The following is a 15464-nucleotide window of genomic DNA, read 5'->3' as shown; positions in this document are numbered from 1 at the left end:
CCCCCACCACCCGACGCCGACCAGACCGAGGGGCCACCCATGCGCAGCCGCTATGTCTTCCACACCGTCGACTCGCACACCGAGGGCATGCCGACCAGGGTGGTCACCGGCGGCATCGGCACCGTCCCCGGCGCCACCATGGCCGAGCGGCGGCTGTACTTCGCCGAGCACCTCGACCACCTGCGCACCCTGCTGATGTACGAGCCGCGCGGCCACGCCGCCATGAGCGGCGCCGTCCTGCAACCCCCGGTGAGCGAGGAGGCGGACTACGGCGTGGTCTTCGTCGAGGTGTCCGGGCTGCTTCCGATGTGCGGTCACGGCACGATCGGGGTGGCGACCGTGCTGGTGGAGACCGGCATGGTGCCGGTGACCGAGCCCGTCACCACCGTCCGGCTCGACACCCCGGCGGGCCTGGTCACCGCCGACGTCCGGGTCGAGGACGGCGCCGCCCGGTCCGTCACGCTCACCAACGTGCCGGCGTTCTGCGCGGGGCTCGACCGCAAGGTCGCCGTGCCCGGCTTCGGCACGGTCACCTACGACCTCGCCTACGGCGGCAACTTCTACGCGATCGTCGAGCTCGACCAGCTCGGGCTGCCGTTCGACCGATCCCGCAAGGACGAACTGCTGGCGGCCGGCCTGTCGGTGATGGCCGCGATCAACAGCACCGACCCGCCCGCGCATCCCGAACGCCCCGACATCGCCACGCTCAAGCACGTCTACCTCGCCGCGCCGGGTTCCGACGCGACCCGTTCCCGGCACGCCATGGCCATCCACCCGGGCTGGTTCGACCGCTCGCCCTGCGGCACCGGCACCTCCGCCCGGATGGCACAGCTGCACGCGCGCGGACTGCTGCCGCTGGGCCGGGACTTCGTCAACGAGTCGTTCATCGGCTCCGAGTTCACCGGCCGCCTGGTCGCCACCACCGAGGTCGGCGGGCTGCCGGCGGTGGTGCCGACGATCACCGGCCGGGCGTGGCTGACCGGCACCGCGCAGTTCTTCCTCGACCCGACCGACCCGTTCCCCGGAGGCTTCCTGCTGTGACCACTCCCGCTGCGACCACTCCCGAGGGCCGCCTCGTCTCCCGCAACCCGACGACCCCCACCGACGTGGTGGTGGAGCTGACCCCGCCCGGTGAGGCGGCGGTACGGGCCGCCGTGGCCCGGGCCCGGGGGGCCCAGCCCGGCTGGCTCGCCGGCGGGGCCGCCGCCCGGGCGGCCGCGCTGACCCGTGTCGCCGAGGCGGTCGAGTCCGCCGCCGACGAACTCGCCGCGCTGGCCGTGCGGGAGGTCGGCAAGCCGCTGTCCGAGGCGCGTGCCGAGGTCGCCCGGACGGTGATGATCTGGCGCTACTACGCGCAGTTGAGCTACGACGCGGTCGGCGCCGTGCACGAACCGGCGGCGGGAACGGGCCTGTTGATGACCAGGCGGCGCCCGTACGGCGTGGCCGGTCTGGTCACGCCGTGGAACTTCCCGTTCGCCATTCCCGGTTGGAAGGCGGCGCCGGCGCTGGCGGCGGGCAACACGGTCGTGCTGAAGCCGGCGCCCGAGGCCACCGCGTGCGCGCTGCGGCTGGCCGAACTCGCCGCCAGGTCCCTGCCCGACGGGGTGCTGACGGTCGTGCCGGGCGGCGCGGCCGAGGGCACCGCCCTGGTGTCGGCGGCCGACGTGGTCTCCTTCACCGGCTCCTCCGCCGTCGCCACGGCGGTTGTCGCCACGGCGACGGCGCGCGGGCTGCCCGTCCAGGCGGAGGCCGGCGGGCTGAACGCCGCCGTGGTGCTGCCGGACGCCGACATCGGCGCCGCCGCCGGCCACATCGCCGCCGCCATCGGCGGCTACGCGGGGCAGAAGTGCACGGCCACCGGGCGGGTGATCGCGGTCGGGTCGGCGCTCGAGCCGCTGCGGGAGGCGCTGACCGAGGCGCTGCGCGACCTGCGGGTCGGCGATCCCGCCGACCCGGCGACCGTGTGCGGGCCGCTCATCTCCGCACGCGCCCGGGACCGGCTGCGGGACGCCGCCCGCGGGCTGCCGACCGTCTCCGGCGGGCCGGTTCCGACGGGCGGCGGCTGGTTCGCGCCGCCGCTGCTCGCGCACGACGTGCCGCCCGGCCACGAGCTGCTGACCGAGGAGGTGTTCGGTCCCGTCGCGGCGCTGCTCCCGGCCGACGACCTCGCGGACGCGGTGCGGATCGCCAACTCCGTGCGGTACGGCCTGGTCACCTCGGTGCACACGGCGGACCTGGGCGCGGCCCTGCACGGTCTCGACCGGCTCGACACCGGGATGATCCGGATCAACGCCCCGACCACCGGCGTCGACTTCCACCTCCCGTTCGGCGGGACGAAGGCGTCCGGTCAGGGCCCGAGGGAACAGGGCCGCGCGGCCCTGGAGTTCTACACCTCGAGCCGCACCTACACCCTGCAACCCTGACCGCCCGGCGGGCACGTCGGCGTCGTCCGTGCCCGACCCCCGCCCGTCCCGACGCAATCCTCGCAACGCGGGACAACGTGACATTGCACGCTGGGCTAATCTGGGTTCTCCAGCGGCACGAAAGGGAACAACCATGGGGCACCTGAGCCAGCCGAACCTGATCACCGCCCGGGAACGGCTGCGCGACCAGGTGGCCCACGCCCTGCGGGCCGCCCTCATCTCCGGCGAACTGCGCCCCGGCCAGGTGTACTCCGCCCCCGGCCTCGCCGAGGACTTCGGCATCTCCGCCACCCCGGTGCGGGAGGCCATGCTCGACCTGGCCAGGGAGGGCCTGGTCGAACCGGTGCGGAACAAGGGGTTCCGGGTCACCGAGATAAACGAGCGGGACCTCGACCAGTACACGGAGATCCGCGCCCTGATCGAGGTCCCGACCGTGGGCCGGGTGACCCGGGAGGCGGCGCGGGCCGACCTGGAGGCGCTGCGGCCGGTGGCCGAGGAGATCGTGCGCGCGGCGCGGGAGCACGACCTCATCGGCTACCTGGAGGCCGACCGGCGCTTCCACCTCGGCCTGCTCGGGCTCGCCGGGAACGCACGCCTCGTCGAGACCGTCGGCGATCTGCGCAAGCGCTCCCGGCTCTACGGGCTGACCGCGCTGGACGAGGCCGGCGAACTGCTGCCCTCCGCCCAGGAGCACCTGGAACTGCTCGACCTGATGCTGGCGGGCGACGCCGAGGGCGCCGAGGAGTGCATGGCCCGCCACCTCGGCCACGTCCGCTCGCTGTGGGCCCGCGAGGGCAGGGCCGAGGCCGCGGGCGACGCCCCCGCCCGGGCCCTCGCGGAGCCCGTACGTCGGCGCTGACCTGCGCGGACGCGCTGTCGGGGGCGAGTGTCAGTGGCCGGTGCCATCCTGGGAGCGTCAGGGATCGGCGAAGGGACTTCTCCCATGATCACCACTGATTTTGTCAAGGGCTCCCCCTGCTGGCTGGATCTCGGAGTACCGGACACGGGTGCCGCCGCCGACTTCTACCGGGCGGTCTTCGGCTGGGAACTCCAGCCGTCGGGGGAGGACGACGAGCAGCAGTACGGGGTGTTCCGCAGCGACGGCAAGGTCGTCGGCGGGCTGGGCCGGCTCACCGAGGAAGGCGCCCGGTCGGCGTGGATCATCTACTACCGCACGGACGACGTGCAGGCCACGGTCGCCGAGGCCGAGCGGATGGGCGGCACGGTCCGCGCGGCCCCCATGGACGCCGACGGCGAGGGCTGGCTGGCGCAGCTCAGCGACCCGCTCGGCGGCCAGTTCGCCGTCTGGCAGCCCGGCCGCACCAAGGGCATAGAGGTCACGGACCAGCCCAACTCCCTGTGCTGGACCGAGCTGTACACCACGGACGCGGACGGTGCGAAGGAGTTCTACGGGAACCTGTTCGGCTGGCAGACACAGGACATGCCGCTTCCCGCCGGAGGCGGCGTCTACTCGCTCATCACCCCCGACGGGCTGAGCGAGGAGCGCATGCAGGGCGGGCTGATGGAGATGCCGGCGGACGCGCTGCCGCTGACCGGAGGCCGGCCGTACTGGCACCCGGTGTTCGCGACGGACGACTGCGACGCGGCCGTCAGCCGGGTCACCGAGCACGGCGGCAGCGTGCAGATGGGCCCGGAGGACGCCGAGGGCGTGGGCCGGCTCGCCGTCTGCTCCGACCCGTTCGGCGCGGACTTCGTCCTCCTGCAGCCGTCCCTCCAGAGCTGAGGGCGGACGTGCCGGTCGGCCCCGAGCCGGACCGGTGCTCGGACCGCCGGACGGCGCCACGGGGCGGGGGCCTCGTGCCACACTGGCCGCGCGGGGGCCTGCCGCCCCCCGCCACCACCGCCAGCCGTCCGGAGTCCGCGAGATGACAACCCGCCCAGCCCGCCGCGCCGCGGTCCGCCGTGCCGTCACGGCCGCCCTGCTGGGGGCGGTCACGGCGTTCACCGCCCTCACCGCCACGGGCTGCGGCGGCTCGCCCGAGCCGGAGCCGCCGGCCGCGTCCCCGCGGCAGCCGACCGAGGACGGCACGGTCGCCCCCGAGGCCACGGAGTGGCCGAAGGAGCCGGCCCGGGGTGAACTGACCGACGACCAGCTGGCCCGCTACGCCCTCGCCCAGGGCGACCTGCCCGGCTTCCGGGTGCGCATCCCCTCCGAGCAGGAGCTGGACGGCATGGGGAAGGAGAAGGCCGAGCAGGCGGAGTGCCAGCCGCTGGTCGGGCTCATGGCCGGGGAGCCGGAGCCGCGTCCGTCGGCCCGGGTGTACCGCACCATCCACCCGACCGCCGACGCGCACGACCCCAGCGGGCTCATCCTCTTCGGCACGCTCGCCGCCTACGACAAGCGGGGCGCCGAGGCGCTGTTCCGGGACCTGCGGCGGGCCATCGAGCGCTGCGCGGACGGCTTCGAGACCACGGCGAAGGAGGGACTGGCCGCCTACACGGAGGTCAAGGAGCTGCCGCGACCGGAGACCGGAGGCGCGGACGACGCGCTCGCCTACCAGCTGGTGGGCGACGCCGACGGGCAGAAGCTCCCGGTCCTCTTCAACGTGCTGCGAGTGGACTCCACGGTCGCCGTCTACTACTCGATGAACCTGCTGGAGCCGGGGAAGGCGGTCATCCCCGAAGCGGTCGTCCGCACCCAGACGGAGAAGCTGACCGCCGAGTGACCCGCCTGCCGCGACCGGCGGGGAGGCCGACGGCTGCCACCAGCGGAAACACCCGCGGGAAGGTCGGCGGAAAACGCGTGGAACACCCCGCGCCGCGTTGCGATACTCCGACCGTGACCCACACCCCCGACACCCCCGACACCAAGGCCCCGACTCCCGGCATCGGCACGCTGAGCGTCGGCGACGGCGACGAGGAGCTGGACAAGCGGCTCGACGCCGAGCTGACCGCCTTCAACACCAAGGCGACCGGTATCCCGGTCACCGAGCTGACCGTCCGGATCACCGACACCGACGGCGAACTGCTGGGCGGCCTGAGCGGCTGGAACTGGGGCCGCTGCGGCGGCATCGAGATGCTGTGGGTGCGCGAGGACGCCCGCGGTCGGGGCGTCGGCGCCAGACTGATCGCGGCCGCCGAGGAGGAGGCCCGCGCCCGCGGCTGCGAGCAGATGATCGTCTCCTCCTTCACCTTCCAGGCGCCGCCCTTCTACGCCGGCCTCGGTTACCGCGAGACCGGCCGGATCGAGGGCCTGCCCGGCGGCCACGCCGACGTCTACTTCGTCAAGGAGCTGTGACCGGGGGGCGGCTGAGCACCAGATGCCGCGTGGTGCCGCCGTGCGGCTCCGCGATGTCCCGCAGCCGTCGGAAGCCGAGCCCGTCCAGGAGCCGCAGCGACGCCTCGTTCCGCGCGTCGACCGTGGCGTGCACCTGCTCCAGGCCGAGTGTGCCGAAGCCGTGGCCGAGGACGGCGGTGGCGATCTCCCGCCCCAGCCCGCGGCCCCAGCGCGTCGGCGCGAGCGCGTAGACGATCTCGTGCCCGCCGGCCTCCTCGGTGTGCTTGATCTCGGCGTGGCCCACCAACTCGCCCTGCGCGCGCACCGCCCACACGTCGAACAGGTCGCCCGCGTACACCTTGCTGAAGACCCGCCGGAACAGCGCCCGGTCGGCGTCCTCGGACGGGACGACGCCGTCGCCCATCCAGCGCGCCACCCGCTTGTCCTGGAAGAGCGCGACGAAGACGTCCTCGTCGGTCTCGCGGTAGGGCGTGAGGAGCAGGCGGTCGGTGCGCAACGTGGGCGTGGGCATGACCGGAAGCGAACACCGGCGGGGGCCGAACGGGCAACGGGATTACCCCGCTGCTAGCGTCGCGGGACATGGAGGACAGGTTGTGTGACACCCCCGCCGCCGGCGAGGAGAGCCGGGCGGACGGCGTGTACGTCGGCAACGCCGGGCACGACGCCGCCCTCGACCGGGGCTGGCTGCTGGGCCACTTCAAGGACACGGACGACCCCCGGCACAGCGAGGACGTGGAGATCAAGTGGGGTGTGCACCCGCCCGGCGACGAGCGCGCCGAGTGGGTCACGGGCGAGAGCCGCACCGCGCTGCTGGTGCTCGTCAGCGGCCGCTTCCGGGTGGAACTGCCGGGCCGCAGCGTCCTGCTGAAGGAACAGGGCGACTACGTGGTGTGGGGCAAGGGGGTCGACCACTCCTGGTTCGCCGAGGAGGAGTCCGTCGTGCTCACCGTGCGCTGGCCTTCGGTACCCGGCTACCGCGTGCCCGAGGAACCGGAGGGGGAGGACACGAGGGTCGCCGCGGGCCCGGCCGCGCCGGCCCGTAACATGGGCGCGTGACCAGCACCCGCCAGCTCCGCAGCCGCCTTGGCGGTCTCGGCCTGGCGTCGGTGGTCATGGCCGTGCTGGTCGGACTCCTGGGCATGCACGGCCTGAGCCCGAGCGGCGGCCTCGACGGCACCGGCTCCGGCCACCACGGGACGGCGGACGCGGCGCTCCCGCACACCGCGCCCGCACCGCCCGCTGAACCGCCCGCCGAGGCGACGCGGCACGTCGGCACCCAGCGCATCACCCAGGCCGCCACTGCCGGCCTCACCCACGGCGTCACCGCCGACCCGCACGCGCCGGGTCCCGGTGAGCGGGCCGGGGCCAGCACCCGCGCCGACCAGGCGTGCTCCCACGGCACCGGCGGCGGCCACCCCCGGCACGCCGACGGGACCTGCGCGGCCGGTGCCGTCTCCGCGGCACCCGCGCTGTCCGCGCCGGCCACCGGGACGGACACCGCGACGGACGTGGCCCCGGCCTTCGGCCGGGTGGCCCCGGCGGCTTCCGCGAGCCGTGCGCCGCCCTCCCTCGCCGAACTCCAACTCCTTCGCATATAGGCGGCCCCACGGCCGGCCCGTCCCGCGACGCGCCGCCCGTTCCAAGCCCCCCTTTTTTGCGCAGCCACGCACCCGCGCGGTGCGTGGCCTCACAGGAGTTGGACAACACGATGCACTCACACCGTCCCCTGGTCCGGCGGGTCGCCGGCGCCGTCACCGTCCTCACCGCGCTGGCCGCCCTCACGGCCTGCGGCGACAACGGCTCGGACAGCCCCGGCCACTCCGGCGGCCACGGCAACGGTTCGCCGTCGGCGCCGGCGTCCCCGGGCAAGCACAACAGCGCGGACGTGGCCTTCGCGCAGGGCATGATCCCGCACCACCGGCAGGCGCTGGAAATGGCCGAGCTGGCGGCCGACCGGGCCGGTTCGGCCGAGGTCAGGAAGCTCGTCAAGGAGATCGAGGACGCGCAGGAACCGGAGATCAGGAAGATGAGCGGCTGGCTGCGGTCCTGGGGCGAGCCGGTGCCCCGGCCGGACGACGCCGGCGGACACGCCGGGCACGACATGCCCGGAATGATGAGCTCCGAGGAGATGGGCAAGCTGGAGAAGTCCTCGGGCCGGGCCTTCGACACGGCCTTCCTGGAGCTGATGATCAAGCACCACGAGGGCGCCGTCGAGATGGCGAAGACCGAGCAGGACGAGGGCGCCTACCAGCCCGCGAAGGACATGGCCGAGGAGATCGAGCGGTCGCAGAGCGAGGAGATCACGCGGATGCGCGAACTCCTCGACCGCTGACGACGGCTTCCCGCGACCGGCCGGTCCGGGCCCCTTCCCCCGAGGGGCGCCCGGGCCGGCCGGCCCGCCGTACGGCGCGGGCGGGTCAGCCCCGCCCGCGCCGCCCGGTGGCCACCGCCCCGGCGCTGGCGGCCACCACCAGGGCGATCGCCAACGCCTCCAGCACGCCCATCCGCTGGTCCAGCACCACCAGCCCGGCCACGGCCGCGATCGCCGGAGCCAGACTCATCAGGATCGCGAAGGCCGCCGCCGGCAACCGCCGCAGCGCCAGCAGCTCAAGCGAGTAGGGAAGCACCGAGGACAGCACGGCGACCGCCGCGCCCAACGCCAGGATCCGGGGTTCGACCAGCGTGGCGCCCGCCTCCGCCACCCCGAACGGCAGACTGACCACGGCGCCGACCGACATCGCGAGCGCCAGCCCGTCGACCCGTGGGAAGCGGCTCCCGGTGCGGGCGGAGAGCAGTATGTACGCCGCCCACAGGGCACCGGCGGCGAGCGCGAAGCCGACACCGGCCAGGTTGAGCCCGTCGAAGCCACCCCGGCCGAGCAGGGCCACCCCGGCGAGCGCGAGGCCCGCCCACAGCCAGCTGATCCGCCGCCGGGCGGCGAGCACGGACAGCGTGAGCGGCCCGAGCACCTCGAGCGTCACCGCCGCGCCGAGCGGGATCCGGGCGATGGACTGGTAGAACAGCATGTTCATCAGGCCGAGGGCGAGGCCGAAGCCGGCGATGACCGCCCAGTCGGCCCGTCGGTAGCCGCGCAGGGTGGGACGGCACAGGGCGAGCAGCAGCAGCGCGGACAGCGCCAGGCGCAGCGAGACCATGCCGGCCGCACCGGCCTGCGGGAAGAGCAGCGCCGCCACGGCGGCCCCGAACTGCATGGAGAACATCCCGCCGACCACCAGCGCGACCGGCAGCAGCGGCCCCGCGCCGTGCCGCCAGCGCCCGGGGCCCGGCCCGTCGCCGGTCACGCGGCCCCCGCCGGCGGCCGTGGCGGACGCGGGCGGGGGAGGGGCGGCGGTCTCGGTCAGCCGGGAGTCACTCACAGGAACGACGGTACGAGCCTTTCCGCCGGCTGGGAAATGCCTGTCCCGCTGCGGTTATGCTTGCCAGGCATGACCGTAGAGCTGCGTCACCTCCGCTGCTTCCTCGCCATCGCCGAGGAGGGCGGGGTGACGCGCGCCGCGCGGCGGCTGCACGTCGGCCAGCCCGCGCTCTCCCGCACCCTGCGGCAGCTTGAGGCGCATCTGGGAGTCCTGCTGGTCGACCGCTCGACACACCACCTGGAACTGACCCCGGCGGGACAGGCCCTGCTTCCCCGGGCGCGGGCCGCCGTCGCCGCCGTCGAGGCGGCCCTCGACCCCGCGACGCTCGGCGACTGGCCGCTGCGGCTCGGGCACGCCTGGTCCGCGCTCGGCGACCACACCACACCGCTGCTGCGCGCCTGGCAGCGCGACCATCCCGACATCCCGCTGGAACTGCGGCGGATCGAGGAGCGCACGGCGGGACTCGCCCAGGGGCGGGTGGACGCCGCGCTGCTGCGAGGCGGCACCGGCAGCGGCATGCAGGGTGACGCCCCCGTGCCGGGGAAGGGCTTCCACGTCGAACTGCTGAGGACCGAGCCACGGACCGCCGCCGTGCCCGCCGACAGCCCGCTGGCCGCGCGGGAGAGCGTGACGCTGGCGGACCTCGCCACCCACCCGGTGGCCGTGAACACCGGCTCCGGCTCGACCAGGCCGGAACTGTGGCCGCCGCACGCCCGGCCGGTCGCCACGCTCTCCGTCGCCAACACGGACGACTGGCTGGCCGCCATCGCGGCCGGCCGGGCGGTGGGCGTGTCGGTCGAGTCCACGGCCAGGATGCATCCGTACCCGGGCGTGGTGTACCGGCCGCTGGCCGACGCGCCGGGGCTGCCACTGCTGCTCGTCTGGCCCGATCCGCCCACCCACCCGGCGGTCACCGCACTCGCCGCCCTGATCAGGGACGTCATCAACTCGTCCGCCGACCAGGGAAGTTGACGCCGCCGTCCCGCCGGGTCCGGGAGTGCCGCCCGCCGCGCTATCCGCCGCGTCCTCGCCTCGGCGGTGGCGCCGGGACGAGGGAGGGCAGCGCGGTGACGCGGAGCGCCAGGACGCTGGTCGCCCCGTCGGCCCGCTCCACCCTGCCGTGCACCAGCACCGCCGGATGGTCCAGGACCGCCCGGGCGTACCGCTCCCACACGTCGGGGCGGATGACGATGTTGGCCATCCCGCTCTCGTCCTCCAGCGTCAGGAAGACCACCCCGCCCGCGGTCGGCGGACGCTGGCGGTGGGTGACCAGCCCGCCCACCACCACCGTCGCCCGGTCCGCCAGCGCGAAGACCTCGGCCACCGGCACGGCGGCGTGCCCCCGCAGCAGTCCGCGCAGATGCTCCACCGGGTGGCGGCCGGTGGTGGACCCCGTGGCCCACAGATCACCGAAGGTCTCCTCCACGACGTTCATCGGCGGCAGCGCGGGCGCCTCGGGGACCGGGGTGGTGCCCGGCAGGGTGTCCTCGCCCGCCTGCGAGAGCGGGCCCGCCGCCCACAGCGCCTCCCGCCGGCCGACGCCCAGCCCGGTGAAGGCGCCGGCGGTGGCCAGGGTCTCCATGACGGCGGCGGGCAGCCGGACGCGGCGGGCGAGGTCCGCCAGGTCGGCGTAGGGGCGGCCGGCGACGACGCGCGCCGCCGCCGCCTCCCCGAGGCCCTTCACATGCCACAGCCCGAGCCGGATCGCCGGTTCCCCGGCCTCCCGTGGCTCCAGGGTGTCGCGGACGTCCGAGCGCAGGACGTCGACGCCGCGCACCTCGATCCCGCGCCGCCGGGCGTCCCCGATCAGCGAGAGTGGCGAGTAGAAGCCCATGGGCTGGTTCCGCAGCAGCGCGGCGGTGAACGCCGCCGGGTGGTGGAGCCGCAACCAGGCGCTGGCGTACACCAGATGGGCCATCGACTGGGCGTGGCTCTGCGGGAAGCCGTAGCCGCTGAAGCCCTCGACCATGTGGTAGATCCGCTCGGCGGTCTCCCGCCCGATCCCGTTGCGGGCCATGCCGCGCATCAGCCGCCCGCGCAGCTCGCCGACCCGCTCCACCGAACGCTTCGAACTCAGCGCCTTCCGCAGCTCGTCGGCCTCGCCGGGGGTGAACCCCGCGCAGTCGACGGCGAGTTCCATCATCTGCTCCTGCCACAGCGGCACCCCGAGGGAGCGCCTCAGCGCCCGCTCGGCCAACGGGTGCGGGTAGTCGACCTCCTCCCGGCCGGCCCGGCGCCGCATGTACGGGTGCACGCTGCCGCCCTGGATGGGACCGGGCCGGATCAGCGACACCGCCACCACCAGGTCCTCGAACGTCTCCGGGGCCAGCCGGGGCAGCGTGGACATCTGCGCCCGCGACTCCACCTGGAACACCCCGACCGTGTCGGCCCGGGCGATCATCCGGTACACCTCCGGGTCGTCCGGCGGGATCGACCCGAGGTCGTGCCGCACGCCCTGGTGGGTGGCGACGAGATCACAGGCGTCGTGCAGCGCGGACAGCATGCCGAGCCCCAGCAGGTCGATCTTGACCAGGCCGGCGGCCTCCACGTCGTCCTTGTCCCCCTGGAGCACGCTGCGGCCCTCAGCCGTCGCCCACTCCACCGGCATGAACTCCCCGACCGGCTGGCGGGTGAGCACCATGCCGGCCGAGTGGATGCCCAGATGGCGCGGCAGGCCCTCCAGCTGCCCGGCGAGTTCGGCGACGTCCGGCGGCAGCTCCCGGCCCGCGCCCGACGGCCGGTGGTGGTGCACGCGTCTGCTCAACTCGTCCACCCGCTCCGGCGGATAGCCCAGCGCACGCGCGGCGTCCCGCACGGCCAGCCGGGGGCGGTAGGTGATGACGTTGGCCACCTGGGCGGCGTGCTCCCGCCCGTACCGCTCGTACACGTAGGAGATGACCTCCTCGCGGCGGCGGTGCTCGAAGTCGATGTCGATGTCCGGCGCCTCGCTGCGCTCGACGGACAGGAACCGCTCGAACAGCAGCCCGTGCCGCAGCGGGTCCACGGCCGTCACTCCCAGGACGTGGCACACCAGCGAGGACGCCGCGGAGCCCCGCCCCTGGCACCAGATGTCGGCGCGGCGGGCGAACTCCACGATGTCGTGCACGATGAGGAAGTAACCGGCCATCCCGAGCTGCCCGATGATCCCCAGCTCGTGCTCCAACTGCCGCCACGCCTCACGGGCCGGGGAGTTGTCCCCGGGCGGCGGCCCGTAGCGCCCGACAGCGGTGGTGTGCACCAGCCGACGCAGCCAGGAGTCCTCGGTGTGCCCGTCGGGCACCGGGAAACCGGGCAGTCGGGGCCGCAGCCCCGACAGGTCCAGCGCGCACTCCTCGCCGAGCGCGAGAGTGGCCTCCCGGACGCCGGGGAAGCGCTCCAGCCAGGCGGCCATCTCCGCCCCCGACCGCAGATGGGCGGTCGGCGCCGGGTGCAGGTACCCGGCCGCGCGTTCCAGGTCCTCCCGGCGGCGCAACGCCGCGAGCGCCTGGGACAGCCGCGCCTGCCGGGGCGCCGCGTAGTGCACCGCGCCGGACGCCACCACCCGCACACCGGTGCGGCGGGCCGCCGCAAAAAGCGTGTGGTTGCGCGCCGAGTCCTCCGGCAGGCGGTGGTCGATCAGCTCGGCGTGCACGTGCTGACGCCCGAAGACGTCCGCCAACCGCCAGATCCGCCGCACGACCGCGTCGACGTCGGCGGGATCGTCACCCCCTGCCTCCGCCGCCTCCGCGGGGCCCGGCTGCGGGCAGCCGGTCAGCACCGCCCAGCCGTCGTGCCGGGCCGCAGACGCCAGCGCCTCCAGGTCGTAGCGGGGCGCTCCCTTGGCACCCGCCAACTGCGCCGCGCTCAACTCCGCCGACAGCCGCCGGAACCCCTCCGTCGACCTGGCGAGCACCACGACCCGACCCAACCCGTTCGACTCGAGGGAGAGTTCGGCCCCGAACGCGGTCCGGATGCCGACGCGGCGCGCGGCACGTTCGAGCCGCCGTGCGCCGTACAGCCCGTCCCGGTCGGTCAGCCCCAGCACGCCCACACCCAACCGCGCGGCCTCCTCGACCAGTTCCGCCGGATCGCAGGCGCCCTGGAGGAAGGAGAAACCGGAGTGCGTGTGCAACTCCGCCCATGGCACGGCGAGTTCGTCCGCGTGCTCGGGTGTGCCGCGCACCGCCCGCAACACCGGCCGCCGCTCGACGCCGGCCGGTGCGCCGGGACGGGGCCCCTCCGACCCCTCAGCCATAACAAGCCTCCACACACCAGACGCCGCCGGCGACCCTCAGCAGCCACGCCCGGCCGTCACCCGTGGTCACCTGAAGCCGGGCGACCCGCTGGGACCGGCTCGGATCCCACCACTGCTCGAGCACCGGCCAGGGACCGGCCCAACCGGTGACCGGCACCAGCCCGCCACCGCCCGCCGGGCCGAGCGCCGCCGGTGGCGCGGACAGCACCGCCCGGCCCGACACCTCCACCGCCACCCCCGCCGAGTCCAGCAACCGGGCCGGGCGCGGCGCCGGATACACCACCGCCGGATGCGGCGCGGGCAGCCGACCCGGCCAGGGGCCGTCGGCGGAACGACCCCCCTCGGACACGTCACCGAACGGCACCCGGACGACCCGCTCCCCGGGAGACCGCCCGGCACCGAGCTCCACCCGGGTGACGGCCCCGTGGCCGAGCATCGCCTGCAGGCGGGCGGCGGCCCGCTCGACCTCCTCCAACGTCGCGGAACGCGAGCCGAACAGCTCCCCCTGCCGACCCTCGTCGACCCGCAACCCCTCCGGCACCAACGTCAACCGCACCACACCGCCGGCGCCCGGGCCGCCCACAGGGCGCCCGCGCGCGCCGACACCCGCGCGGGCGCTTCCGGGCCCGTCTACCCCACCGGCCGGCCGGGCCGGGCCGACGGAGTCGGCCGCCCCGGCGTGGCCGCGCGGGCCCGAGGACTCCGTGCCGTCGGAGGAGCGCCCGATGCCCCGCCCGGGGCGTCCGCCGAGCCCCGTCCGGCCGCCGGAGGCGTTGACGGAGGAGGCGGCGACCGGGCGCCCACCCGGCCCTGAGAGGCCAACGACCTCCCGGCCGGTCCGGTGGCCGTCGGCGCCGCCGGAACCGGAACCGCCTTCCGAGGCTTCGGAGTTGCCGCCCTCGACACCGTGCGTGGGTGGTGCCCCGTCAGGAACGGCGTCAGTGTCACGCCGGTCCGGGCCGGTGTCGGAGACGTCGTCGGCGATGCCCGGTCGGCTGTTTGCCGCCCCCGTGCTGTAGCCGTCGGCAAGCCGCGCAGGCCGTTTCTCGGCGGGGGCGGTGCGCGGACCGGAGCCCGCGCCGGTGCTCTCCACCGTGTCGGCGGTGTTGCCGGGCTTGACCGGCCGCGTGTTGCCGGGCTCCCCCGGCCTCGCGGTGGGCTGCGGGCGGGGAGCCCGCCACGCGGCGAGTTGCCAGCGGACGCGTTCCGCGACGGCCTGCGCCGACAGGCCCTCGTGGCGCCAGGTCCGGGTCAGCCGGCGGCCGTCCTCAAGCTCGACGCCGACCTCCACCCGGGCGCAGACGACGCCGGAGGCGCGCAGCGAGGCGTGCAGTTCGTCGGCGAGTGCCTTGGCGCGGAAGACCACGGGCTCCAGCCGCCCCTCGGGCGGGTCGAACTCGGCCGTCGCCGCCCGGTCGCCGCCGGGAGTACGGGAGTGCGGGGCACGGGACTCCAGGCCGCGTGCCGTGCGGTGGGCGGCGGCTCCTGCCGGGCCGAAGCGGCTGAGCACCCGGTCCGCCGGGAGCGCGGCGAAGTCGCCGAGCGTGCTGATTCCCAGCCTGCCCAGCAACCGGCCGAGTTCGGGGCTGCCGAGCACACCCACCGGGTAGCGGGCGAGGAACGCGGAGGTCAGCCCCGGCGGGATCAGGCGCTCCTCGGGGTTGGCGCGCCGGGCGGCGAGCGCCGCCGCGAACAGGGTGTCCGCGATGCCCGTACGCGCCTCGAACCCGGCTTCCGCGACGACCCTCACCGTGCGCTCGGCCAGCGCCGTCTCCCCTCCCCAGTAGCGGGCGGCGCCGCGCGCGGGGAAGGCCAGCAGCCCGGGGCGGATGATCTCCAGGCGGGGGGTGACGTGTTCCTCGATGCGGACGGCGACCGGTTCGAAGGCGCGGGCCTCCGCGGCGGGGTCGCGTTCGCGCAGGCGGAGTGCGGGGCAGCGGCTCTGGGCCTCGCGCGGCCGCATCCGGCGGCGTACGCCGGCCGCCCGGGCGGCCGGCGAGCACGCCACGACGCGCCCGGCGGACACCACCGCGACAGGGGTGTCCGCCGGCTCGGCCCGCTCGGCGTCCCTCTCGGAGAGGGCGGTCACCGGCCAGTCCGGACACCACACGACCAGTACCCGGCGCATGGTGCTCACCTCACCGCGCGCAGCGGTGGCCGCCGCCGGGTCC

At 75.2% G+C, this 15464-nt stretch carries 14 protein-coding genes; 10 read left to right on the top strand and 4 right to left on the bottom strand.

The window, feature by feature from the left end:
* Positions 1-39: 39 nt before the first annotated feature.
* The 6 genes from GL263_RS08685 to GL263_RS08660 all read left to right on the top strand — a co-directional run bounded on the left by GL263_RS08685 (position 40) and on the right by GL263_RS08660 (position 5682).
* Complete coding sequence (locus tag GL263_RS08685; RefSeq protein ID WP_182855014.1) at positions 40-1041, top strand: proline racemase family protein; 1002 nt, start codon at positions 40-42, stop codon at positions 1039-1041.
* Positions 1038-2423: an aldehyde dehydrogenase family protein gene (locus tag GL263_RS08680; protein ID WP_182855013.1), complete on the top strand. Its 1386-nt coding sequence runs from the start codon at positions 1038-1040 to the stop codon at positions 2421-2423. Before GL263_RS08685 ends, GL263_RS08680 begins: the two co-directional genes overlap by 4 nt.
* A 133-nt stretch (positions 2424-2556) precedes the next feature.
* On the top strand, positions 2557-3282 hold the full coding sequence (locus GL263_RS08675; protein ID WP_182855012.1) for a GntR family transcriptional regulator: 726 nt from the start codon (positions 2557-2559) through the stop codon (positions 3280-3282).
* Positions 3283-3366: 84 nt separating this feature from the next.
* Complete coding sequence (locus GL263_RS08670; protein ID WP_182855011.1) at positions 3367-4167, top strand: VOC family protein; 801 nt, start codon at positions 3367-3369, stop codon at positions 4165-4167.
* Between the two features lie 142 nt (positions 4168-4309).
* On the top strand, positions 4310-5110 hold the full coding sequence (locus GL263_RS08665; protein WP_182855010.1) for a hypothetical protein: 801 nt from the start codon (positions 4310-4312) through the stop codon (positions 5108-5110).
* Positions 5111-5223: 113 nt separating this feature from the next.
* Positions 5224-5682, top strand: a complete 459-nt coding sequence (locus tag GL263_RS08660; protein ID WP_182855009.1) for a GNAT family N-acetyltransferase — start codon at positions 5224-5226, stop codon at positions 5680-5682.
* On the opposite strand, the gene GL263_RS08655 is transcribed toward GL263_RS08660, so the two are convergent.
* Complete coding sequence (locus tag GL263_RS08655) at positions 5669-6193, bottom strand: GNAT family N-acetyltransferase (RefSeq protein WP_182855008.1); 525 nt, start codon at positions 6191-6193, stop codon at positions 5669-5671. The two genes, GL263_RS08660 and GL263_RS08655, sit on opposite strands and share 14 nt — an antisense overlap.
* Before the next feature lie 68 nt (positions 6194-6261).
* Between GL263_RS08655 and GL263_RS08650 the strand changes: the two genes are divergently transcribed.
* From GL263_RS08650 to GL263_RS08640, 3 genes are all read left to right on the top strand, one after another.
* Positions 6262-6738: a cupin domain-containing protein gene (locus GL263_RS08650; RefSeq protein ID WP_182855007.1), complete on the top strand. Its 477-nt coding sequence runs from the start codon at positions 6262-6264 to the stop codon at positions 6736-6738.
* On the top strand, positions 6735-7280 hold the full coding sequence (locus tag GL263_RS08645; protein ID WP_182855006.1) for a DUF6153 family protein: 546 nt from the start codon (positions 6735-6737) through the stop codon (positions 7278-7280). Before GL263_RS08650 ends, GL263_RS08645 begins: the two co-directional genes overlap by 4 nt.
* 110 nt (positions 7281-7390) lie before the next feature.
* Entirely contained in the window at positions 7391-8014 is a 624-nt protein-coding gene (locus tag GL263_RS08640; RefSeq protein WP_182855005.1) for a DUF305 domain-containing protein, read from the top strand.
* 85 nt (positions 8015-8099) lie between these two features.
* Here the strand turns inward: GL263_RS08640 and GL263_RS08635 are convergent, their stop codons facing one another.
* Entirely contained in the window at positions 8100-9059 is a 960-nt protein-coding gene (locus GL263_RS08635) for an EamA family transporter (RefSeq protein ID WP_438947933.1), read from the bottom strand.
* Positions 9060-9128: 69 nt separating this feature from the next.
* On the opposite strand from GL263_RS08635, the gene GL263_RS08630 reads away from it, so the two are divergent.
* Positions 9129-10031 carry a LysR family transcriptional regulator gene (locus GL263_RS08630; protein ID WP_228456280.1) on the top strand — a complete coding sequence of 301 codons (903 nt, stop codon included), beginning with the start codon at positions 9129-9131 and terminating at the stop codon, positions 10029-10031.
* Positions 10032-10071: 40 nt separating this feature from the next.
* Here the strand turns inward: GL263_RS08630 and GL263_RS08625 are convergent, their stop codons facing one another.
* Positions 10072-13293, bottom strand: coding sequence for an error-prone DNA polymerase (locus GL263_RS08625; RefSeq protein WP_182855003.1), 3222 nt, complete (start codon positions 13291-13293; stop codon positions 10072-10074).
* Positions 13286-15464, bottom strand: a 2179-nt coding sequence (locus GL263_RS08620; protein ID WP_228456278.1) for a DNA polymerase Y family protein, incomplete at its 5' end; no start/stop codon positions are given. The genes GL263_RS08620 and GL263_RS08625, both read right to left, overlap by 8 nt.

It is taken from the genome of Streptomyces durbertensis (assembly GCF_014156695.1).
In the GTDB taxonomy this organism is placed as follows: domain Bacteria; phylum Actinomycetota; class Actinomycetes; order Streptomycetales; family Streptomycetaceae; genus Streptomyces; species Streptomyces durbertensis.
The sequence above is the reverse complement of the archived record's forward strand: the minus strand, read 5'-3'. Positions and strand labels throughout refer to the sequence as shown.